Origin of the sequence: Paraburkholderia sp. CI3, from assembly GCF_050436505.1 — a bacterium.
Lineage (GTDB): Bacteria > Pseudomonadota > Gammaproteobacteria > Burkholderiales > Burkholderiaceae > Paraburkholderia > Paraburkholderia tuberum.
Genome location: NZ_JBNDMI010000004.1, coordinates 346,600 through 366,428 on the forward strand (window position 1 = coordinate 346,600; position 19,829 = coordinate 366,428).

Genomic DNA, 19,829 nt, shown 5'->3' on the forward strand with positions numbered 1-19,829 from the left:
TTTCCTCGGTGCATGCTGCGCGTGACGTTCAGAAGGGCCAGACCCAGTCGACGATCTCGGCGCGGTCCGTGCCATGCGTATGCGCATAGTTCAGGTTGCTGACGATCGCGTTCCTCATGTCTTCCCTGAGATGCGCGGATCTGCCCTGCAAGCGCGGCACGCGGTCGAGCACGTCGATCACCAGATTGAAGCGGTCCACCTGATTGAGAATCGCCAGTTCGAGCGGCGTGTTGATGTTGCCTTTCTCCTTGTAGCCCCGCACGTGCAGATTCTCGTGATTGCGAAAGCGATAAGCGAGCTTGTGGATCAGCCACGGGTAACCGTGGAAATTGAAGATCACCGGCTTATTGGTCGTAAACAGGCTGTCGAATTCGCGTTCGGTCGAGCCGTGCGGGTGCTCGCTCGCCGGCTGCATCCTGAACAGGTCGACCACGTTGACGAAACGCAGCTTCAGTTCGGGCAGACGTTCGCGCAGGATCGCCGTCGCCGCCAGCGCTTCCTGGGTGGCGACGTCGCCGCACGAGGCCATCACCACGTCCGGTTCGGCGTCCTCGTCGTTGCTCGCGCGCCGCCACACGCCGATGCCTTTGGCGCAGTGCACGACGGCTTCGTCGATGGTGGTGAATTGCAGGTGTTTCTGCTTGTCGGCGACGATCACGTTGATGCAGTCGGTGGTGCGCAGACAGTGGTCGGCGACCACCAGCAGCGTGTTCGCGTCGGGCGGAAGATAGACGCGCGTGACCGAGGGGCTCTTGTTGGTGACGAGATCGATGAACCCGGGGTCCTGATGCGAAAAGCCGTTGTGATCCTGCCGCCACACGGTCGACGACAGCAGAATGTTTTCCGCCGACACCCAGGCGCGCCATGGCACGTGATTGCGGCTGATGTCGAGCCACTTCGCATGCTGGTTGAACATCGAATCCACCACGTGCGCAAACGCTTCATAGGTATGGAAGAAGCCGTGGCGGCCCGTCAGCAGATAGCCTTCGAGCCATCCCATCAGCGTATGTTCGGACAGCATCTCCATCACGCGGCCGTCGCGCGCCAGTTCGCCGCCGTCCTCGTCCTCGGGGAGCATCTCGGCCATCCACACCTTCTTGCTGACCTCGTAGATCGACTGCAGACGGTTCGAGGCCGTTTCGTCCGGGCCGAACACGCGGAAGGTGTTCATGTTCGCGCGCATCGTGTCGCGCAGAAATTCGCCGAGTGGCCGCGTGTTCTCCTGCAGCACCTTGCCCGCGTGCTGCACATCCACCGCGTACGCGCGGATGTCGGGCAGCTTCAGTTCGCGGCGCAGCACGCCGCCGTTCGCGTGCGGATTGGCGCTCATGCGCCGCGGGCCCTGGGGCGACAGCGCCTTGAGTTCGGGGATCAGCCGGCCCTCGGCATCGAAAAGTTCGGCGGGCCGGTAGCTGCGCATCCATTCTTCGAGCACTTCGAGATTCGCGGAATTGTTGCGCACATCGGAAAAAGGCACCTGATGCGAGCGCCACGAGCCTTCGACCTTGTGCCCGTTGATCTGCTTCGGTCCGGTCCAGCCCTTGGGCGTGCGCAGCACGATCATCGGCCAGAGCGGCCGCTCGAGATTGCCGTTCGCGCGTGCCTGCTGATGAATTGCGCGAATTTCGCCGAGCACGGTATCGAGCGTGTGCGCCATCTTCCGATGCATTTCCGCGTGATCCGATCCTTCGACGAAATGCGGGGTGTAGCCGTAGCCGACAAAGAGCGCTTCCAGTTCTCTGCTGCTGATGCGCGACAGGATGGTCGGATTGGCGATCTTGTAGCCGTTCAGATTCAGGATCGGCAGCACGGTGCCGTCGCGGGCCGGGTTGATGAATTTATTCGAATGCCACGCGGTGGCGAGCGGCCCGGTCTCCGCTTCTCCATCGCCGACCACGCAGGCCACGATCAGGTCCGGGTTGTCGAGCACGGCGCCATACGCATGCGACAGGCTGTAGCCAAGCTCGCCGCCTTCATGGATGGACCCGGGCGTCTCCGGCGTCACATGCGAACCGATATGGCCGGGAAACGAGAACTGCTTGAAGAACTTCTGCATGCCCTCGGCATCCGCGCTCTTGTCCGGATAGATCTCCGAGTAGGTGCCTTCCAGATAGGTGGGGCCGAGCACGCCCGGTGCGCCGTGTCCGGGACCGGCCATGAAGACGACGTCGAGATCGTCGCGTTTGATCACGCGGTTCAGATGCGCCCAGACGAACGATAACGCCGGGCTCGCGCCCCAGTGTCCGAGCAGGCGATACTTGACGTGTTCGACTTTCAGCGGCTCCCGCAGCAGCGGGTTGTCCAGCAGATAGATCATGCCGACCGAAAGGTAATTGCATGCGCGCCACCACGCATCGATCAGCTGAAGTTCGTCGCTGCCGAGCGCGGTCTGCTGCGAAGCGTCCGCCGCGGGATGTTTGCCCATACCGACGTCTCCTGTGCTTGCAGCCGCAACCCGAGGGTGTGGATCGTGTCGGGCCCGCTGCGCAGGCGCTTCGATGATTGATGGGGTCCGAATCGCGCCTGTTGGCGGACCTCTACAACCGGGTATTCTTCGCCAGCCGATGAACATCCATAACGCAGAATATGTTACTGCGTGAAGATTGCAAGGATGATCCGACACCGTCTCGCGCGCCGTGCGAAACCACGTCTTGTATTCAGGCCGCGATCCGATGTTCGTAGAACGGCCGGTCCCGATCATCGAGAATCGCGTACAACGCCGCCAGATCGCGCGGATCGGGATTCAACCACGCGTCGATATGCTCAGGCTTGATCGGAATGATGCAGCGATCATGGCCGGCAGCGGCCACCTCGGGTGGCGGATCATCGGTGATGGCCGCGAAGGACAATAGATCGGGCTCGCCTTTGCCGCTCCAGCGGGACCATAAGCATGCAACCAGCATGTCGTGAGGCGGATTGGGCCGGAACTCGAGCCGGACATTTTCATCTTTCTCGCCGGGCGCCAGTTCGCGGCCTTCCATTCGCGCGCGCGAGACGTTCTCATAGAAAGAACTGGCCAGCATGAGTCCATGCGAATAGCCGAATAGCGCTTTCCAGAAACTTTCGAGACTGTCCCGACGAGCGTTGTACGTGCCGGGATAGCGGGTGTCGTACGATGCGGGCTTGCCGGCCAGGCGGCACTGATAGCGCATCGGTTTGACGACGCGCTGGCCGTTCTCCATCACCATCACCGGCGCGTAGTAGCCGGGAAAGATGCGCGAGTCGCCTGCTTGGGGAGCGGTTCGGCCGAGGTCGTCGAGTCGCTCGAGCGTGCGGTCGATCTTGTCTTTGGCGATCCGTTTGCTCTCGGTCGCCGCCTTGGTGGCTTTGGTCTGCAAAGAGCGCTCGGCATCGGCGAAGCGGGTGCGCTGTTTGAACAGTTCCTGTTCGAGCTTCACGGTCTGCTGCGATCTGAAGCGCTCGATCAGCGCCCAGACTTCCCTTTCCGCGTCGGACTGCGGTTCCGAGAAGGCGTCTTCCATCGCTTTGGGAATCCTGGCCTGACCGTCCTCTGCGCGTTCGAAGAAAAGACGCGCGAATTCCTCGATGCTCATGTGCGCGCCGAACATGCGGACGTAGCGCCGGTAGTCCGCCAGAATCTGAGCCGAATAGCACATGGATGCCTCCGTTTGCTGTTCCGATGATACGCATTTGCGCGCTCGCGTCAGCAGAAGTCTCTGCTCGTCGTCTGCAACTCGCCCAGCAGATGAGACATGTCGACGAGCCGCTGCGCGACGAGGTGCCGTACTTCTCCCTGACACTGCCATGTGCCGTACACAGCGAGCAGCGCGGCGCCCAACGCTTCTTTGCGCTGTTTTTCGAGCAGACTCGGCCAGATGATCACATTGACGTTGCCCGTCTCGTCTTCGAGCGTGACGAACACGACGCCCTTGGCCGTGCCGGGACGCTGACGCACCGTCACCAGTCCGCAGCCGCGCGCGAGGCGGCCGTCGCGATAGGTCCGCAGCGTCGAGGCCGGCATCAGCCGGTTCGCGAGCAACTGCGGCCGGAGCAGTTCCAGCGGATGGCGGTTGAGCGTCAGGCCGAGCGAACGGTAGTCGGCGACGATGTCGTTCGCTTCGCTCGGTGCGCCCAGTTCGGGCGTTTCGTCCTGAGTCGCCGCGGCCGCGAGCATATCCTTGTCCGGCACCGCGACGACCGACTGCCACAGCGCTTCGCGGCGGTTTCCCGCGAGCGCTGCCAACGCATTCGCATCCGCGAGCGCATGCAGGTCTTTGCGGTCGAGCTGCGCGCGGCGCGCGAGATCGTTGACGCTCGCGAACGGGCGAACCGCGCGCGCGTTCTCGATCCGTTCGGCGGCGCCGTCCTTCATGCCGCGCAGCAGCGAAAGACCGAGACGCACGGCGGGGCGCGTCGCCCCCGCACGGTGTTCGAGCGAGGAGTCCCAACCGCTGATCGTCACATCGACCGGCAACACCGTGACGCCGTGCCGCTGCGCATCCTGAACCAGTTGCGACGGCGAATAGAAGCCCATCGGCTGGCTGTTCAGCATCGCGGCGAGAAAGGCTTCGGGTTCGTGACGCTTGAGCCAGCTGCTCGCATAGACCAGCAGCGCGAAACTGGCCGCGTGACTTTCGGGGAAGCCATATTCGCCGAAGCCCTTGATCTGCTCGAAGATCGCCTCGGCGAAGGCCTGGTCGTAGCCGCGCTCCTGCATGCCGAGCACGATGCGGTCATAGTATTTTTCGAGTCCGCCCTTGCGTTTCCACGCGGCCATCGCGCGGCGCAGCTGGTCGGCTTCGCCGGCGGTGAAGCCGGCCGCGAGAATCGCCACCTGCATCACCTGCTCCTGGAAGATCGGCACGCCGAGTGTGCGGCCCAGCGCGGTCTTCAACGCGTCGCTCGGATAGGTCACGGGCTCGAAGCCCTGACGGCGCTGCAGATAGGGATGCACGGCGCCGCCCTGAATCGGACCGGGCCGCACGATCGCGACTTCGATGACGAGGTCGTAGAACTTCTCTGGCCGCATGCGCGGCAGCATGCTCATCTGCGCGCGCGATTCGATCTGGAACACGCCGACCGTATCGGCGGCCGAAATCATCGCGTAGGTCGCCTCATCCTCGGCGGGGATGTCCTGCATTTCGAAGCGTTCTCCGCGCTGTTCCGAAACGAGGTCGAGGGTGCGCCGGATCGCCGACAGCATGCCGAGCGCGAGCACGTCGACCTTCAGCAAGCCCAATGATTCGAGGTCGTCCTTGTCCCACTCGATCACCGAGCGGTCGGCCATCGCCGCGTTTTCCACCGGCACGAGCCGGGTGAGCTTGCCGCGGCTGATCACGAAGCCGCCCGAATGCTGCGACAGGTGGCGCGGAAAATTCAGCAGTTGCGAGGCGAGCTTCGCCCAGGCCTGAATCAGGGGCTGGTTCGGATCGAGGCCGGATTCCGCGAAACGCGCGAGCAGATCCCGACTGGTATCGAACCAGTGATGCGACTTCGCGACCGCGTCGACGATCTGCGGATCGACGCCGAGTGCCTTGCCCGTTTCCCGCAGCGCACCACGCGGACGATAGGTCGACACCGCCGCCGCGATCGCCGCCCGGTCGCGGCCGTATTTGCGATAGATGTACTGGATCACTTCTTCGCGCCGCTGGTGCTCGAAGTCGACGTCGATATCGGGCGGCTCGCCGCGCTCCTTGCTGATGAAGCGCTCGAACAGCATGTTGCCGCGCGCGGGGTCCACCTCGGTCACGCCGAGGCAATAGCAGACCGCCGAGTTCGCGGCCGACCCGCGCCCCTGACACAGAATGTGCTGGCTGCGCGCGAAGCGGACGATGTCGTAGACGGTCAGGAAATATGGCTCGTACTGCAGGTCCGCGATCAGTTCGAGTTCATGCTCGATCTGCTGCTGCACGTGATGCGCAATCCCCGCGGGAAAACGCCGCTGCGCGCCGATATAGGTTTCCTGACGAAGATACGAGGCCGGCGTATGGCCGGCCGGCACCAGCTCGTCGGGATACTCGTAGCGCAGCTCGTCGAGCGAAAACGTGCAGCGGCTCATGATGTCGACCGTCGCGGCCAGCGCGTCTTGCGGGTACAGGTTGGCGAGCCGCAACCTCGAGCGCAGATGCTGCTCGGCGTTCGGCGCCAGATCATAGCCGCACTGATGGACCGGTTTGCCGACCCGGATCGCGGTCATCGTGTCCTGCAGCGGCTTGCGCGAGCGCACGTGCATCACGACTTCGCCGAGCGCGACGGCGGGCACGTCGCGGCTGCGCGCGACGAACTCGACCGCGCCGCGATGCAGGTCGTCCATCGCGCGTTGATGGAGCACGAGGCCGACCCATGCGCGGCCGGTGAACGTTTCGTCGAGCCATTCGACCTGCGCATCGAGCGCGTCTTCGCTGGCCGGGAAATCCGGCACGAGAATCGCGAGGCAGTCGGGCATGCCGAGCAGGTGGCGATACTCCTTCTCCGGCCGCGACAGATCCTGCGGCGTGAGCCGGTATTCGCCCTTGGGCGCGCGCATGCGCGCCAGCGTGATCAGCTCGGACAGATTGCCGTAGCCGTTGCGGTTGCGGGCGAGCAAGATCAGGCCGAACGCCGGCGAACCATCGGCATTGACGAGCCGGAAATACGAACCGACGATGAACGGCAGCTTCGCTTCTTTCGCCGCGACATGCGCGCGCACGACTCCCGCGAGCGAGCATTCGTCGGTGATCGCGAGCGCGGAGTAGCCGAGTTGCGCGGCACGCTCGGCCAGTTCCTCAGCGTGCGATGCGCCCCGCAGAAACGTGAAGTTGGAAAAGCAGAACAGCTCGGCATACGCCGGCAGCATCGTGAAGGTGGTGTCCATGGCCGCTCATCCGCGCATATCAGCCGAACAGGCCATGCAGGAACCAGCGTTGCTCTTCTTCCGCGTCGCGGCTGCTCACGCGCTCGCGGTAGATCCAGTAGCAGCTCTGGTCGTCCGCCTGCGCGACGAAGTAGTCGCGCGTGACGAGCTCGCCGTCGAACCAGCCGCTCTCGATGCGCTCGCCCGGCGACACCATGCGCAACGGCGAGCCATAGAACGGGCGGTGCTGGCGCATCAGCAGACGCACGGGCGTATCGAGCATCCACGTCGGGCGGGGCAGATTCTGCGGCAGCGGGCCGGGCTTGACCGGCTGCGACACCGGCAGCCAGCGGTTCGCGATCTCCGGACGATGATCGGCGCTCGGCGCGGGTTTCAGCACGTTCTCTTCGCCGAGCCGCGCGACCAGCAGTTCGAGCAGCCGCGCGTGATCCTCCTGCGAGCCGCCCGGTTCTGGAAACAGCGTGTCGGACGCGGGCGCGGCCGACTCGACGTTCGACGCGTCGAGCCGCAACGCGATCACGGGCGCGGCGAGCTCGATACGATGCAGCCGCTCCTTCAGCAGGCGCATCAGATGTTCTTCGCGCCAGGTCGGCTCGCCAAGTGCGACGTCGATCGTGGTCGGCTCGATCGCAGCGCGTCCGCGCTCGTGTTCGAGCGACAGGCGAATGCCGGTGAGCGCGAGCTGTTTTGCGCACAGCCATCCGCACAGTTGCACGATCAGGCGCTGCGCGCCGAACACCGCGCCATCCGCGTGTTCGAGCCGGTCCGGCATCTCGATGCGCGCCGAGAACGTGGGTGGCAGTTCGAGCCAGTCGAACAGTTCGGGCGCGGTCCCGAACGCGCGGTCGAGCGAGTCGAGCAGATGTTCGCCGCAGCGGCGCTGCAAGCCGGCGCGGGGCAGGCGGCGCAGATCGGCGATGCGCTCGCAACCGAGGCCCGTGAACCAGTCGGCGAACGGGCGGACTTCGGGCACGGCGAGCATCGGCAGGGCGGACAGGCGCTGGTCGAGCGACGCGAGCTTCAGCACGCGCCGGTTGCCGAACTTCGCGAGCAGCCACGCGCCCTGGCCGGTCGGCGCGGCACTGATGCGCGCGGTGAAGCCGAGCGCGTCGAGGATGGCTTTCGTATCGCGGCACAGCGCGAGCAGGCCGCCGAAGAGCCGCAAACTCGCGCCGATCTCGACGACGACCGTCGCCTCATCGAGCAGCGCGACTTCGGGCGAGAAGCGCATCAGCGCGATACCCACCTCGCGATGGGCTGCCGTTTCACGACCGCTATCGCGCTCATACATCTCGGTCTGCGGCGACAGCGTCAGCACGCCGCCGCGCTTCATGCCCGGACGCACGCCTGCCGAGCGCGCGGCGGGGTCGGCCATGACCACCTTGTCTTTCTCCAGCACCGCGCAGCCATGCGCGGGCTCAGGCGACCACTTCGGTCTGAAGACCTCGAGCGGCAACTTTGGCAGATGAACGGCGAGAAAGACGCGCATGTCGGGAAAGCAGAACGGGAGTGGGTTGAAGGGGAATCGACAGGGGCTCTGCGCGAGCGGGCCCTCGTCGTTTCACGATGTCGATGGTGAGACCTTCGGCCGATGGCCTGAGCGCGAGCCGCAGCAGCGCGGGGGATGCCTCCTGCGCGGTGGCGAGCGGCCGCACCATGATGAAAAGCGTCTCCGACGACTGCGCGGCCAGATGCAAACGGCGCAGCGAGGACGCCTGCGCGTACTGCGCCCAGAAGATCAGCGCGCCGCAACTGCCGGCGCGCAGGATCTGCTCGGCGGACCACAGCGCGTCGGCGGTTTTCGGCGCATTGATCCGCAGCACCTGCTGCAGCGACAGGCCGATGTAGTTGAGCCCGAGGCCGTCCGGCGTATGCGGCGGTTGCACGAAGACGAGCGGACGCTCGCCGACGGCGCTGAGCGCCGGCTGCAACAGCCGCAGTTCGCCGACGCCGGCCTGCTGCACGAGCAGATCGACCAGCGCGCCGAGCGGCCAGCCACCGCCGGGCAACTCCGCCGACAGGGCCGGATAGCCGGTATCGACGCTGCGGCCGCGGCCAGCGCCAAGCTGGGACGCCCGCCACAAGGACGGGTGAATGGCTTCCGGTGCTGGCAGGGCGGCTGTCATTTGCGAAAATACCTGTATGGATATACAGTATCCTACATGGTTTTATGAGATAGCGAACAGGCACTTTTTTGGGGGCGGGTTCATGGACATGCGAGTGCACAAGCCAGCCGGGCATCCGATGCCGGAGATCGCGGCGTTCGTGGCCGAACTGAAAGCGGTGTTCGGCGAGCCGGGCATCGATGAAGCGATTCGCCGCGGCAAGGCAGGCGAGCCGACGTTTCATGCGCGGGAAAACGGACGCTCGGCGGGGACGGCGGCGCCGGTTGCGGCGAACGTCTGGCGCGTGGATCGCGCAGTGCGCGACCGCCATTACTGCGAGGGTTGCGACGGCTCGTGCATTGGCAGCGCGAAGTCGTGCCGTCCATAATGGCAGCGGCCCTCAACCCCGGAGAACCCCATGTTGCGCACGTACCTCGGAAGTTGCCATTGCCAATTCGTGAAGTTCGAGGCTCGCATCGATTTCGACGAGGGCACGTCGAAGTGCAATTGCAGCTACTGCAGCAGGCTGCGATTCTGGCACGTGCCGGTTCGCCGGGAAGATTTTCGTCTTCTTTCGGATGAAGCCGCGCTCAGCGAATATCAGGGGCACAATGCGGTCGCGCATCACCCGTTCTGCAAACGCTGCGGGGTCCACGTATTCGATCGCATCGATATGCCGAACGGCACAGGGTATCCGTATGTCAACGTGAACATCATGTGCATTGACGAACTCGATCTCGACGCAGCGCTGAATGCGCCGGTGACCTATCGGAATGGCCTGCACAACGACTGGGGCAATCCGCCTTCGGAAACGCGGCAGCTTTGATTGCGCCGGTCAGGGCGCTCTGCGCGGATGGTGAGGCATGTCTGGCTGGTGGGCGTCCAGTTGATGGCGTTCGGACGTGAATTGAACGAATTCGGGCTTGAAAGATCGCCGCGAGGCGATAGCGGGCCTTGACGCGTTGTACGACTGAGCGCGCGCTAGATTCATTTCAAAACCTCGAAAAATGTAATAACATTGTGTTTACCTCGCATTGGGCTGGGTATAACATTGTATATACGGTATAGCCATGAAAACGACGATTCGCAAAATGGGCAACTCGCAAGGGGTGTTGATCCCCAAGCCGATACTTGCCCAGCTTGGTTTAGAGAATGAGGTAGACATGGAAGTCGAGAACGACGCGCTAGTAATTCGTCGTCCGCAGAAAGCTGTGCGCGAAGGCTGGGCCGTTGCAAGCAAACGGGTTGCGGAAACCGGCGACGACGCACTGGTGATGGGTGAGTTCGGCAACGCAGGTGATGCGGAGATAACGTGGTAGTGCGCGGCGAGGTTTGGCTAGTCGCTCTCGATCCGACGTTAGGTAGCGAAATCCAAAAGACACGTCCTTGCGTCGTAGTCTCTCCGCCTGAACTGCACGATCACCTTCGCACGGTCATTGTCGCCCCGATGACCTCGAAGGGCCGCCCCGCGCCCTTCCGCGTGCCGGTGACTTTCAAGCGAAAGCAAGGATTGATTTTGCTAGACCAAATTCGCACCGTTGATAAGGTGCGGCTGGTCAAGAAAGAGGGTTTTGTTGCCGGGAATACTTTGATGGACACCCTGAGAACGTTGCAGGAAGTGTTCGCTGAATGAAGGGGAAAGTACTTGGCGCGCAAGCGCTCCGCACGCCGGCCGGTAGCCGATCTGGACAGATTGAAGATGGCAAACCTACTTTACGTCGACAACTCGAACGTCTGGATCGAAGGAATGCATGTGGCGGCTGGCAGAGCATCGTCCTGGTCTTCGATGCATGGCATACCGTCTCGAGGTACTCGCGGCCCATCGACACGCTCATACGGCCGGCCGCGATCAGCGATTCGAGCACGTCGGCAAAGGGCGTCTTGTCGATTTGCCCTTGCGCGGTCAACGGCGTGATAGCAGGGGTGTAGATGCCTTCGAATTTCATGATGTTGTTCCGGATAGAGGGAAACGGGAGTCGAGACGATGGGCGTGCCGTTGCCTGATCGGCAACGGCACGCCGGTGAGCGGGTTAGTGATTCAGCGATGCCGCCTCTTGCCGGCTCAGCGAGCACGTCTCTGGCGCGAGGGCAAGCGAAGCGGCGAGACCGATGAACGACACCGCCGCGGCTGCGACGCAGCATCATCCGACCGGAGACGGCGTCAGAACGTGTGATGGATCCCGACGTTCGCGCTTACTGTACCGCGCGTTCGAGGCGCTCGAGCAGCGGTCTCGTTCCCATTTCGCGCAGGTACGGTTTCACCCGATCGCTCGTGTGGCCCACGAGCGGATCGACGGGCGCGCCCGGCACGGCGTCGGCGTTCGCGAAATGCCGTTCGGGCGCCCATGCCGCTTGCGTAGCGGCGGCTTCGCGCACGGCGATGCCCAACTCGCGGAGCGTCATCGTTGCCGCGGCGATTGGAGTGTCGTCGGCTGCATGCTGCGGGAGGGCGTCGACGATGTCGCCGCGGGTGAGGAAGTCACGCCTGAGGCCGAGTTCGATCAGCGCCTGAAGGGGGGCCGACGCGTCCCCGTCCGACGGACCGATCACGGCATCGGCCGCGGCCATCGCGCGTGCGCCGCTTGGCGGCGCACCCACGGACCAGCGCTCAAACGCGTGGCGCATAGACGTTGCACCAGCCGTCGGCCGAAACGGATTTGCCCGGGAACATCGGGCACGGTCCGGCGGAGTCGCCCGCTGCGCCGGTATAGAAACGACAGTTCGCGCAGTTCTGGCCCGCGTGGTACTTGGGGAACTTCGCGGCGTCGACGCTGCTCGCTTTCGCACGATAGCCGAGCGAACTGGCCGCGGTGTCGTTTTCATCGACGGGGGGAGGCGCTGCGAGCGTGACGTCGGCGCTGGCGAGCGCGGCACACAGGCCCGCGGCCTGGAGAATGAAGTGTCTGCGGTTGTGAGAGACCATGATGATGCCCTGAGAAAAGAAATGGGTCGTCCATGCCGCATTCGCTTGAAGCGGCGTGGCGTCGTAATGCGGTGCGAAGCAACGTGTTAGTGGCGCGGTCCAGCGTTCAGCGGTGTGGTCGAGGATTGCGCGGCTTGCGCGGTCAGCTTCGCGCTGCCGGTGTCGTAGCCATTCGTATAGAGCAGGAAGGCCATCAGATCGGCGTACTCCTCGTCGCTCATCTTGCCGGGATGATCCGCGGGCATGTTGGTCGACATGTACTGGTAAATGCCGCCGATCGTCAGATGCGAGTTCGCCGCTGGCGCGAAGGCCGGTCCGATCAACGACGGCGCGGTGTTGCCTTCGAGCTTCTCGCCGTGGCATTTCGCACACGAATCCGCATACAGATGTTCACCGTGGGTGACCTGATCGTGATCGAACGACGGTGTCTCGGTCGTCGCCGCAACCTTGATGAAGCCGCCGGCGGCGGGCATGCCGCCCACGCGCCATAGGTCCGCACGCGGCGGCGCCTGGGTCGGGCCGTCGAGATAGCGCGCGAGATTCGCGTGAGTGCTGGCCGTGGTCGCCGAACCGCTCGCGAGGGTGGTTGGCAGCGCCCAGTTGCGCGTGAGCGCTGCGAGCTGGCCATCGCTGCGCAGACGCGTGAGCGCGTCATCGATGCGCTTTTGCAGCGGCTGCGTGTCGGGCCCCGACGCGAACACCAGATTCCAGTCGGCATAGGGCGACTCGGCGACGGCAACCTCGAAGTGCTGCTGCGGGTGCGCATGCCGATACGCCACCACGGCCGGGTACCAGACGATCGCGCGCTGGGCGCGCCCTTTCGCGAGGGCGTCGACGGTCAGCTCGGAGGTGGTTTCCAGATCGAAGCGCGCGTTCTTCTGCTGGACCGCGATCAGTTGCGACGGGCTCGACCAGGTGGCGGCAATGGTGATCTTGCCGTCCGGCGCCGTGACCGGGGTGTTGGCCGCATGGGCGCCGCGCAGCGTAACGCTGACGTAACCGGAGTGCAGATAGCTGTCGGAAAAGAGCAGGTGCGATTCGGAGCCGTCGGCCACGCTCGAACGCGGAAAGCCCGCGATCACGTCGCAGTTGCGCTGCAGCGATGTCGAGAGCTCGCGAGCGGAGATGCCGTCGTCGCCGCCGTCGTCGTCGATGCCGCGCGGCGCGAATGTCGCGGTAATGCCCGCCGCGCTCAACACCGCGCGTGCAACGGACTTGTCCAGCTCGGCCGAAGGGCTGCCGGGCATCGTGCACACGCGGACGCTGGACGACGTCCGCGCGGCCGCCTGGGCGGCAACATGTGCGGCGCCGGCGACGAGCGCGCTGGCGAGAGCAAGGTGAGTGAATCGAATGTTCATGATGGTGCGTTCCTGTGATGGCGGGAACACCGCGCCCGCATGGGCTGCGTGGGGGCGCGGAAAGATGCGGCTGCGAAGGCCGGATGGGCAGAACGGTGCGGGTGCGGTGGCTGCGCCTAGCTGCGATCGAGCGCGAACACGTACAGCGTGCCGCCGCGCGGAACGTCCTTCGCGACGTCGGCCATCGGGCCGCCCCAGATCGGATTCGCACCGCCGTAGCCCGCGAGCACGGCCACGTATTCCTTGCCGTCGACTTCGAACACGGAAGGTTGCGCGACGATGCCGCTCGCGAGTTGCGGGCTCTCCCACAGCACCTTGCCCGTCGTCACGTCGAACGCGTACAGATGGCCGTCGAGCGAGCCGCTGAAGGCGAGGCCGCTGGCCGTGGTGGCGACGCCACCATTCCAGGGCATCCTGGTCCAGTGACCCCACAGCTTCTTGCCCGTATTGACATCGATGGCCTGAAGCTCGCCATAACCCTGGCTGCCCGGTTCAGGCTGGATCTCGAAGCCTTCGCCGAGGTAGGGCAGACCCTCCATGTAGCTGACCGACTTGCCGGACAGGCTCATGCACGCATGCAGCGAGGGCACCACCGCGATGTGACGCTCGGGATCGTAGGAAGTCGACCACCAGTTCTTGCCGCCGAGAAAGCTCGGGCAGGTGTTGATCGTCGTGCCGGCCTTGGGAAACCGGCTGGCGTCCTGAACTGGTTTGCCGTCGGCGGTATAGCCCGTCACCGACAGCGCCTTGACGAACGGCTCCGCGTAGATCAGCTTGCCGGTCTTGCGGTCGATCGCGTGGAAGAAGCCGTTGCGGTCGGCATGGATGATGGCGTCATACTGCTTGCCCTTGTAGCTGATGTTGGCAAGAACCGGCGTGTTGACGCCGTCGTAGTCCCACGTGTCGTTACTCGTGTACTGATAGTGCCACTTCAGGTCGCCGTTCTTCGGATCGAGCGCGAGCAGGGAATCGGAGTACAGATTGTCGCCGGGACGCAGCGCGGCGAGCCACGGTCCCGGATTGCCGACGCCCCAGTACAGCGTCCGCGTGGCGGCGTCGTAGGTGCCGGTCAGCCACGCCGCGCCGCCGCCATGTTCCTGCATGCCGTCGGGCCACGTATCGCCGCCCTTGTCGCCGGCATTCGGGATCGTATAGCGCTTCCAGATGATCGAGCCGTCGTCGGGATTGAGTGCGGCGATATAGCCGCGAATCCCATACTCGCCGCCTGATGTACCGACCACGATCGCGCCGTCGAGCGCGAGCGGCGCGAGCGAGAACGCGTAGCCGAGACCCGGTTCGAACATCTGCTTCTTCCACACGACATTGCCGCTCTGCGCGTCGATCGCGGCTACCTCGCCGCTCAGCATGGCCACGTAGACGTTCTTGCCATACAGCGCGACGCCGCGATTCACTACGTCGCAGCATGCGGTCTTGAACGATTCCGCGCCGAGCTTCGGCTCGTATTTCCAGAGCTTGGTGCCGCTCTTGACATCGAATGCATAGACGTTGTCTTTCGGCGTGCTGACGAAAAGGTAGCCGCCATTGACGATCGGGGTTGCTTCGAAGCCTTGCTTGAGTTCCGCGGGGAACTGATAGCTCCAGGCCTCCTTGAGCCCGGCGACATTCGATGCATCGATCTGCTTCAGTGGCGAATGTGACTGGCCGCTATAGCTGCGGTAGTAGGTGAGCCAGCCTGGGTCGCTCTGTGCTTGAGCGAGGCGCTCGTAGGTCACGGCGGGGTAGTCCGGGGCGGCGTGCACCGCAGCCACGTTCAGTGCCATCGCGATCGCGATGCTCGCTCCAAGGACAGCCAGCCGGCCTGCGGCGGGCGAACGGTTCTTCATGGTCGTCTCCTGAGTGTTTGTCGACGCAGTGCCGGCAGAGGCGTCGCCCCTTTGTTCCGTGTCGATCCGGTTGCGGTGCCGTTACTGCAAGTCACATGCCATTTTTGTGGGCGAGTCCGAAAGGGCGGCACGCCTGAAACGTGCGGCGGCACATATCGCGCATAGAGCGCTCCATGTGTTGCATCCCGGTACAACGCCGGGCGATGGAGTGTTGAGAAACAGGACAGTTGCAGCGCTGGCGCGCATCGCTCGGGTCGAGGGCGACGCCAGGATCGCGGGCGAAGCTGTCGCTGAAATGGATGGCCCGGAGCTTGCTTAAGAGGACGGAGAAAAGTCTGGCAAGGTACCAGGCTTTCCAGGAGGGAGACAATGCGCGATGACGTTCACCGGGCCGTGGCTCAGACTGCCATACGGTCCAATGACTTTCCCGTGCCGGCAATTCAGAAAGCGCACGAACGCTCCGAAACGTTTGGTCTGTGCGCGTCGGCGCGGCCGGAATACGAGGTTCTTTCGAACGCGGGTCTCGTGCTCAAACGCGAGCAGAACCGGGTGTTGTGCGCGCATGCGATGCCGGTGATGGAGTCGCTGCACGAGCAGATCGCCGACACGCAAAGCATGATCGTGCTGACCAATGCCGAAGGGCTGATCCTGCATTCGATCGGCGACGACGACTTCCTCGCGCGCGCGGAGAAAGTCGCGCTGCGGCCCGGCGCGAACTGGGCCGAGGACCGCCAGGGCACCAATGCGATCGGTACGGCGCTGGCCGAGCGCTGCGCGATGGTCGTGCACGGCGACCAGCACTACCTGGCGGCAAACCGCTTCCTGACCTGCTCGAGCGTGCCGATTCTCGATCCGTATGGCGACGCGATCGGGGTGCTCGACGTGACGGGCGACTATCGCAGCTACCATCAGCACACGATGGCGCTCGCCAAAATGTCGGTGCAGATGATCGAGAATCATCTCTTTACGACCACCTTTCACGAAACGCTGCAAGTGTCCTTCCATAGTCGTCCGGAGTTTCTGGGCACGCTGATGGAAGGGATCGTGGCGTTCACGAGCGACGGACGCTTTCTGTCGGCCAATCGCAGTGCCCAGTTCCAGCTCGGCATGTCGCTCGCCGGGCTGCGCGCGCATACGCTGTCGTCGCTGTTCCAGGCCACGAGCGCGCAACTGATCGATCGCGCGCGCGTGAGCCTCGACCCGCACCTGATGCTCAATCTGAGCAGCGGCGCGGTCGTCTGCGCGCGCGTGCAGTTCAGGCGGGCGTCGCTGGCCGAGGGCAGCCGCCCGGTCGCCGTGCACGACGGCGCCCGCGCGGTGGCGCGCGAGGAGCCGCCGCAGGCGGCCGCCGGACTCTCGCGTCTGAGCTATCTCGACACGGGTGACCCGCAGGTCGCCGCGGTCATTGCGAAGGTCAGGAGGGTGATCGGCAAGGACATTCCGATCCTGATCAATGGGGAGACCGGCACGGGAAAGGAACTGCTCGCGCAGGCGATCCACAACGATTCGCCGCGCTGCGCCGGGCCGTTCGTGGCGGTCAACTGTGCTTCGATTCCCGAGACGCTGATCGAATCCGAGCTGTTCGGCTACGAGGAGGGCGCATTCACCGGGGCGCGGCGCAAAGGCGCGATCGGCAAGCTGCTGCAGACAAACGGCGGCACGCTGTTTCTCGACGAGATCGGCGACATGCCGTACTCGCTGCAAGTGCGGCTGTTGCGCGTGCTGCAGGAACGCGTCGTCAACCCGCTCGGCTCGACGAGGAGCATCGCGGTGGACGTCGCGATCATCTGCGCGACGCACCGGGACTTGCGCGAGATGATCGCGCAAAACCGCTTCCGCGAGGATCTCTACTACCGGCTCAATGGCCTCGTGGTGCGTCTGCCGCGGCTGCGCGACCGTACCGACCTCGCGGTCGTGATCCAGAAGATGTTGCTGCGCGAATCGATCGCCAGCGCGAGCGGACGGCCGCTTCACGTCGCACCCGATGTCATGGCGATGTTCGAGCGCTGTCCATGGCCGGGCAACTTCAGGCAGCTTGGCAACCTGCTGCGCACCGCGGCGGCCATGGTCGACGCGGACGGCGAGATCCGGCGCGAGCATTTGCCCGATGACTTCTTCGATGATCTGCGCTGCGGCGTTTCGTCGAGCGGCGCGGCGGATACGCCGGGCTCGGGCAATGCGTTCGCGCCGGAGTGCGCGCGCCTGCAGGACGTGACCGTGTCGGTGATTGCCGCCGCGCTCGCGCGGCATGGCGGCAACGTTTCGGCGGCCGCGCGCGAGCTCGGCGTGTCGCGCAACACGATCTATCGCAAGATGCCCGCGGTCGAGCCGGATCGTGAGGTGGACGACTTCTGAACCCCACCGCGCCGCTTTCATCAGCACTTCTGTTTCGCCCACGTGCTGTCACACCGTTGTTGCATCCCGCAACAGTGGTGCTCCAAAAATCAACACTGCCCATCTCCCGAAACGCGTCGTATGGCGACGCGTTTGTCCCGCTTACGTCAGCGAATTGACGATGTCGGTGCCCATACCCAGGCGAAGGCTTGTGCGCGAGCCAAACGAGCCTCGCGTGGCGACATCGGCATGTCCTTTGCTTTGAAGGGAACGGCCGCGCATCGAGTGCGGTTCTTCCGTCCCATCGCAAACAAGGAGACATGCCATGCAATGGATCACTCCGTCGTACGCCGAGGTCCGTTTCGGCTTTGAAGTCACGATGTATATCGCCAATCGCTGAGCGGGCTGCGGCGTGCCGCCCGCAGTGCCGTAGTGGCGCCGCGGGCGGCGCTCGCCACGCCGGGCACGCCCGAGGCGCAGCAGCGCGCGCTCGATATCCTGCGGTTCAAACTCGATATTCTCTGGTCGATCCTCGATGCGGTCGAAAAGGCCTGGCCCCTATGAACACGCGTGACGCGGATAGCGGCGTGCCGCTGCGCCCCCGCCTGCGGAGCGTCTTCCGCCTGCAGTGGGAAGCGGCGCAGGACGCCTACGTGCTGCTCTATCCCGAAGGGATGGTGAAGCTCAACACTAGCGCCGGCGCGATCCTCGCGCGTTGCGACGGAGAACACGAGCTCGACGACATCATCGGCGAACTCGAACGGCTTTTCAGCACGTCTGAACTTGCACCCGACGTCTACCGCTTTCTCGATCACGCGCGGCTGCGCGGCTGGCTAGACTGACCTGGCCCACGACCATCCCGGTCCTTCCGTGCCTGTGCGGCGGCTCGCCGAATTGACGTACCGATGCCTCCGAACGCGTGCATGAAGGGCTGGGACTCGGTGTTTCCTGGTGTCGCGCCGGGTGGAGTTGCCCACCGTGCCACTCGGCGCGCCAATCAATGACCAGCGGCTCCCGCTGCTCCTGCATCGGCACCTTTGTGCGGTTTGGTCAGCCAGATCAGCGGAATGATCGCGATAAAGATCACCGCCGATAACCAGAAAATGTCGTTTAAGCCCAGCATCGAGGCTGTTAATCGTTATAAAACGCCGCACGGACCACGCGAGCGTCTGATCAAATGTTCGATAATCTCGAACGATTGCATCGCCCAGATCGTACGGCATTTCAATTGAAGCGGCGCATCACTGAATTGCAGTAACTCACCTGACTCATTGGAGAAAAACATGGCTCGATTTCATGGCAAATCTGTATTGATCACTGGCGGTAGCAGCGGGATCGGTCTCGCCGCAGCAAAGGCGTTCGCCGCGGAAGGTGCGCGAGTCGTCATCACGGGCCGTGACAGCGCGGCTCTCGAAGAGGCTAGGCGGGTGCTTGGCGCGGACGCGGTGGCTGTTCGTAACGACACAGGCTCGGTTGCGGCGGCGCGCGAACTCGCCATTGCGATCGGCGAGGCGGGCATCAAGCTGGATGCGGTCTTCATCAACGCGGGCGCTGCAAAGTTCGCGCCTTTCAGTGACGTGGACGAAGCGCTCTGGGACGCGAGCTTCAATACCAACGTCAAGGGCGCCTATTTTCAGATCCAGTCGCTGCTGACGTATTTGAATAAGGGTGCTTCGGTGGTGATCAATGGCTCGATAAACGCGCACATCGGCATGCCGGGTTCATCCGTTTATGCGGCCAGCAAGGCTGCCGTGATCTCGCTCGCCAAGACCTTGTCCGCGGAGCTATTGCCGCGCGGCGTGCGCGTGAATGTCGTCAGCCCCGGGCCGGTGCAAACGCCGCTGTACGGCAAGCTCGGCATGGATGCAGCGACCCTCGAAGCCACTGCCGCTCAAATTCTCAATCAGATTCCCCTGGGACGCTTCGGCACGCCCGAGGAAATCGCCGCCACCGTCTTGCATCTGTCGTCACCCGAATCGGCATTTATCGTCGGCACGGAGATCATCGCTGATGGTGGCATGAGTCAGCTTTAAACGACTCGATCGCAACAGCCTGCAATCCGTGCGCCGTACCGGCACCGTCGTGAGAGAGCTTCGCGAGATTGTCACCAGCGGGCCTCCGGCATTTCGTCGGTGGCCCCGCCCTGATGCGGTCTCAAGTGTGGCGCAACATCGGGCCGAAGATATGAATCAGATTTCCCTCCGGATCGCGCAACAAGGTTGAGCGCCGCTCGGCGCTCAACGGCTGGTCGGCCCACACCATGTCTACCTGATGCTCCGTCAGCAAGGCCGTGATCGCCTCCAGGTCGTCGGTTTCGAACACCATCGCTTTGAGGCCAAGCCCCGCCAGATGATCTGGCGGGGACGTCCGGTCGACCGGACGTTGCACCGCGCTTGCGCGTGACACCAGTTCAATGCGCAAACCAGCGGCATCGAGCATTGCGTAGTCCGC

19 protein-coding genes and 2 pseudogenes are annotated in these 19,829 nt (G+C 64.1%); 9 read left to right on the forward strand and 12 right to left on the reverse strand.

The genetic code is table 11. The features are described 5' to 3' along the window. Positions 1–28 precede the first annotated feature (28 nt). The 5 genes from OKW29_RS23070 to imuA form a co-directional block, all read right to left on the reverse strand. Positions 29–2,425: a phosphoketolase family protein gene (locus OKW29_RS23070; RefSeq protein WP_184071315.1), complete on the reverse strand. Its 2,397-nt coding sequence runs from the start codon at positions 2,423–2,425 to the stop codon at positions 29–31. A gap of 232 nt (positions 2,426–2,657) precedes the next feature. Then, complete coding sequence (locus tag OKW29_RS23075; RefSeq protein WP_429292739.1) at positions 2,658–3,617, reverse strand: SOS response-associated peptidase family protein; 960 nt, start codon at positions 3,615–3,617, stop codon at positions 2,658–2,660. A gap of 47 nt (positions 3,618–3,664) precedes the next feature. Next, entirely contained in the window at positions 3,665–6,814 is a 3,150-nt protein-coding gene (locus OKW29_RS23080) for an error-prone DNA polymerase (protein WP_429292740.1), read from the reverse strand. Between the two features lie 19 nt (positions 6,815–6,833). Then, a complete protein-coding gene (locus OKW29_RS23085; RefSeq protein ID WP_184071321.1) occupies positions 6,834–8,303 on the reverse strand; it encodes a Y-family DNA polymerase in 1,470 nt (489 codons plus the stop codon). Beyond that, on the reverse strand, positions 8,233–8,940 hold the full coding sequence (gene imuA / locus OKW29_RS23090) for a translesion DNA synthesis-associated protein ImuA (protein ID WP_184029676.1): 708 nt from the start codon (positions 8,938–8,940) through the stop codon (positions 8,233–8,235). The genes OKW29_RS23085 and imuA overlap by 71 nt, the downstream gene beginning before the upstream one ends. 82 nt (positions 8,941–9,022) lie before the next feature. Here imuA and OKW29_RS23095 point away from each other — a divergent pair, with 82 nt between their 5' ends. From OKW29_RS23095 to OKW29_RS23110, 4 genes are all read left to right on the forward strand, one after another. Continuing rightward, a complete protein-coding gene (locus OKW29_RS23095; RefSeq protein WP_429292741.1) occupies positions 9,023–9,307 on the forward strand; it encodes a hypothetical protein in 285 nt (94 codons plus the stop codon). A gap of 30 nt (positions 9,308–9,337) precedes the next feature. Continuing rightward, positions 9,338–9,745 (forward strand): GFA family protein, encoded by a 408-nt coding sequence (locus tag OKW29_RS23100; RefSeq protein WP_429292742.1) that lies wholly within the window; start codon positions 9,338–9,340, stop codon positions 9,743–9,745. A 244-nt stretch (positions 9,746–9,989) separates the two neighbouring features. Continuing rightward, positions 9,990–10,238 (forward strand): AbrB/MazE/SpoVT family DNA-binding domain-containing protein, encoded by a 249-nt coding sequence (locus OKW29_RS23105; RefSeq protein ID WP_187626797.1) that lies wholly within the window; start codon positions 9,990–9,992, stop codon positions 10,236–10,238. Next, the gene (locus tag OKW29_RS23110; RefSeq protein ID WP_090804212.1) at positions 10,232–10,552 is read left to right on the forward strand and encodes a type II toxin-antitoxin system PemK/MazF family toxin; all 321 of its coding nucleotides are present in this window, start codon (positions 10,232–10,234) and stop codon (positions 10,550–10,552) included. Before OKW29_RS23105 ends, OKW29_RS23110 begins: the two co-directional genes overlap by 7 nt. A 204-nt stretch (positions 10,553–10,756) precedes the next feature. Here the strand turns inward: OKW29_RS23110 and OKW29_RS23115 are convergent. From OKW29_RS23115 to OKW29_RS23135, 5 genes and pseudogenes are all read right to left on the reverse strand, one after another. Next, positions 10,757–10,865: pseudogene (locus tag OKW29_RS23115) on the reverse strand (dihydrodipicolinate synthase family protein); the annotation flags it as partial. A gap of 247 nt (positions 10,866–11,112) precedes the next feature. Further along, positions 11,113–11,544: an RNA polymerase sigma factor region1.1 domain-containing protein gene (locus OKW29_RS23120; protein ID WP_429292743.1), complete on the reverse strand. Its 432-nt coding sequence runs from the start codon at positions 11,542–11,544 to the stop codon at positions 11,113–11,115. Beyond that, on the reverse strand, positions 11,528–11,842 hold the full coding sequence (locus OKW29_RS23125; protein WP_429292744.1) for a high-potential iron-sulfur protein: 315 nt from the start codon (positions 11,840–11,842) through the stop codon (positions 11,528–11,530). The genes OKW29_RS23120 and OKW29_RS23125 overlap by 17 nt, the downstream gene beginning before the upstream one ends. Positions 11,843–11,928: 86 nt before the next feature. Continuing rightward, complete coding sequence (locus OKW29_RS23130; protein WP_429292745.1) at positions 11,929–13,200, reverse strand: c-type cytochrome; 1,272 nt, start codon at positions 13,198–13,200, stop codon at positions 11,929–11,931. 116 nt (positions 13,201–13,316) lie between these two features. After that, positions 13,317–15,044, reverse strand: a complete 1,728-nt coding sequence (locus tag OKW29_RS23135) for a methanol/ethanol family PQQ-dependent dehydrogenase (RefSeq protein ID WP_187626801.1) — start codon at positions 15,042–15,044, stop codon at positions 13,317–13,319. A gap of 369 nt (positions 15,045–15,413) precedes the next feature. Between OKW29_RS23135 and OKW29_RS23140 the strand changes: the two genes are divergently transcribed. The 4 genes and pseudogenes from OKW29_RS23140 to pqqD all read left to right on the forward strand — a co-directional run bounded on the left by OKW29_RS23140 (position 15,414) and on the right by pqqD (position 18,220). Next, a complete protein-coding gene (locus tag OKW29_RS23140; protein ID WP_429292746.1) occupies positions 15,414–17,399 on the forward strand; it encodes a sigma-54-dependent Fis family transcriptional regulator in 1,986 nt (661 codons plus the stop codon). Between the two features lie 304 nt (positions 17,400–17,703). Further along, positions 17,704–17,778, forward strand: coding sequence for a pyrroloquinoline quinone precursor peptide PqqA (pqqA, locus tag OKW29_RS23145; RefSeq protein ID WP_090805708.1), 75 nt, complete (start codon positions 17,704–17,706; stop codon positions 17,776–17,778). A 65-nt stretch (positions 17,779–17,843) separates the two neighbouring features. After that, positions 17,844–17,942 (forward strand): annotated as a pseudogene (locus OKW29_RS23150) (pyrroloquinoline-quinone synthase PqqC); the annotation flags it as partial. After that, positions 17,939–18,220 carry a pyrroloquinoline quinone biosynthesis peptide chaperone PqqD gene (gene pqqD, locus OKW29_RS23155; RefSeq protein WP_184029584.1) on the forward strand — a complete coding sequence of 94 codons (282 nt, stop codon included), beginning with the start codon at positions 17,939–17,941 and terminating at the stop codon, positions 18,218–18,220. The pseudogene OKW29_RS23150 and the gene pqqD, both read left to right, overlap by 4 nt. Before the next feature lie 155 nt (positions 18,221–18,375). Here the strand turns inward: pqqD and OKW29_RS23160 are convergent, their stop codons facing one another. Beyond that, a complete protein-coding gene (locus OKW29_RS23160; RefSeq protein ID WP_429292747.1) occupies positions 18,376–18,501 on the reverse strand; it encodes a hypothetical protein in 126 nt (41 codons plus the stop codon). Positions 18,502–18,661: 160 nt separating this feature from the next. Between OKW29_RS23160 and OKW29_RS23165 the strand changes: the two genes are divergently transcribed. Beyond that, positions 18,662–19,411 carry an SDR family oxidoreductase gene (locus tag OKW29_RS23165; RefSeq protein ID WP_429294914.1) on the forward strand — a complete coding sequence of 250 codons (750 nt, stop codon included), beginning with the start codon at positions 18,662–18,664 and terminating at the stop codon, positions 19,409–19,411. 121 nt (positions 19,412–19,532) lie between these two features. Here OKW29_RS23165 and OKW29_RS23170 read toward each other — a convergent pair whose 3' ends face one another. Further along, entirely contained in the window at positions 19,533–19,817 is a 285-nt protein-coding gene (locus OKW29_RS23170) for a VOC family protein (protein ID WP_429292748.1), read from the reverse strand. Between the last annotated feature and the right edge of the window lie 12 nt (positions 19,818–19,829).

Bases quoted from the DNA above. Each gene is read 5' to 3' on its own strand.
- OKW29_RS23070 (WP_184071315.1), bottom strand. From the start codon at position 2,425: ATGGGCAAACATCCCGCGGCGGACGCTTCGCAGCAGACCGCGCTCGGC.
- OKW29_RS23075 (WP_429292739.1), bottom strand. From the start codon at position 3,617: ATGTGCTATTCGGCTCAGATTCTGGCGGACTACCGGCGCTACGTCCGC.
- OKW29_RS23080 (WP_429292740.1), bottom strand. From the start codon at position 6,814: ATGGACACCACCTTCACGATGCTGCCGGCGTATGCCGAGCTGTTCTGC.
- OKW29_RS23085 (WP_184071321.1), bottom strand. From the start codon at position 8,303: ATGCGCGTCTTTCTCGCCGTTCATCTGCCAAAGTTGCCGCTCGAGGTC.
- imuA (WP_184029676.1), bottom strand. From the start codon at position 8,940: ATGACAGCCGCCCTGCCAGCACCGGAAGCCATTCACCCGTCCTTGTGG.
- OKW29_RS23095 (WP_429292741.1), top strand. From the start codon at position 9,023: ATGGACATGCGAGTGCACAAGCCAGCCGGGCATCCGATGCCGGAGATC.
- OKW29_RS23100 (WP_429292742.1), top strand. From the start codon at position 9,338: ATGTTGCGCACGTACCTCGGAAGTTGCCATTGCCAATTCGTGAAGTTC.
- OKW29_RS23105 (WP_187626797.1), top strand. From the start codon at position 9,990: ATGAAAACGACGATTCGCAAAATGGGCAACTCGCAAGGGGTGTTGATC.
- OKW29_RS23120 (WP_429292743.1), bottom strand. From the start codon at position 11,544: ATGCGCCACGCGTTTGAGCGCTGGTCCGTGGGTGCGCCGCCAAGCGGC.
- OKW29_RS23125 (WP_429292744.1), bottom strand. From the start codon at position 11,842: ATGGTCTCTCACAACCGCAGACACTTCATTCTCCAGGCCGCGGGCCTG.
- OKW29_RS23130 (WP_429292745.1), bottom strand. From the start codon at position 13,200: ATGAACATTCGATTCACTCACCTTGCTCTCGCCAGCGCGCTCGTCGCC.
- OKW29_RS23135 (WP_187626801.1), bottom strand. From the start codon at position 15,044: ATGAAGAACCGTTCGCCCGCCGCAGGCCGGCTGGCTGTCCTTGGAGCG.
- OKW29_RS23140 (WP_429292746.1), top strand. From the start codon at position 15,414: ATGCGCGATGACGTTCACCGGGCCGTGGCTCAGACTGCCATACGGTCC.
- pqqD (WP_184029584.1), top strand. From the start codon at position 17,939: ATGAACACGCGTGACGCGGATAGCGGCGTGCCGCTGCGCCCCCGCCTG.
- OKW29_RS23160 (WP_429292747.1), bottom strand. From the start codon at position 18,501: ATGCTGGGCTTAAACGACATTTTCTGGTTATCGGCGGTGATCTTTATC.
- OKW29_RS23165 (WP_429294914.1), top strand. From the start codon at position 18,662: ATGGCTCGATTTCATGGCAAATCTGTATTGATCACTGGCGGTAGCAGC.
- OKW29_RS23170 (WP_429292748.1), bottom strand. From the start codon at position 19,817: ATGCTCGATGCCGCTGGTTTGCGCATTGAACTGGTGTCACGCGCAAGC.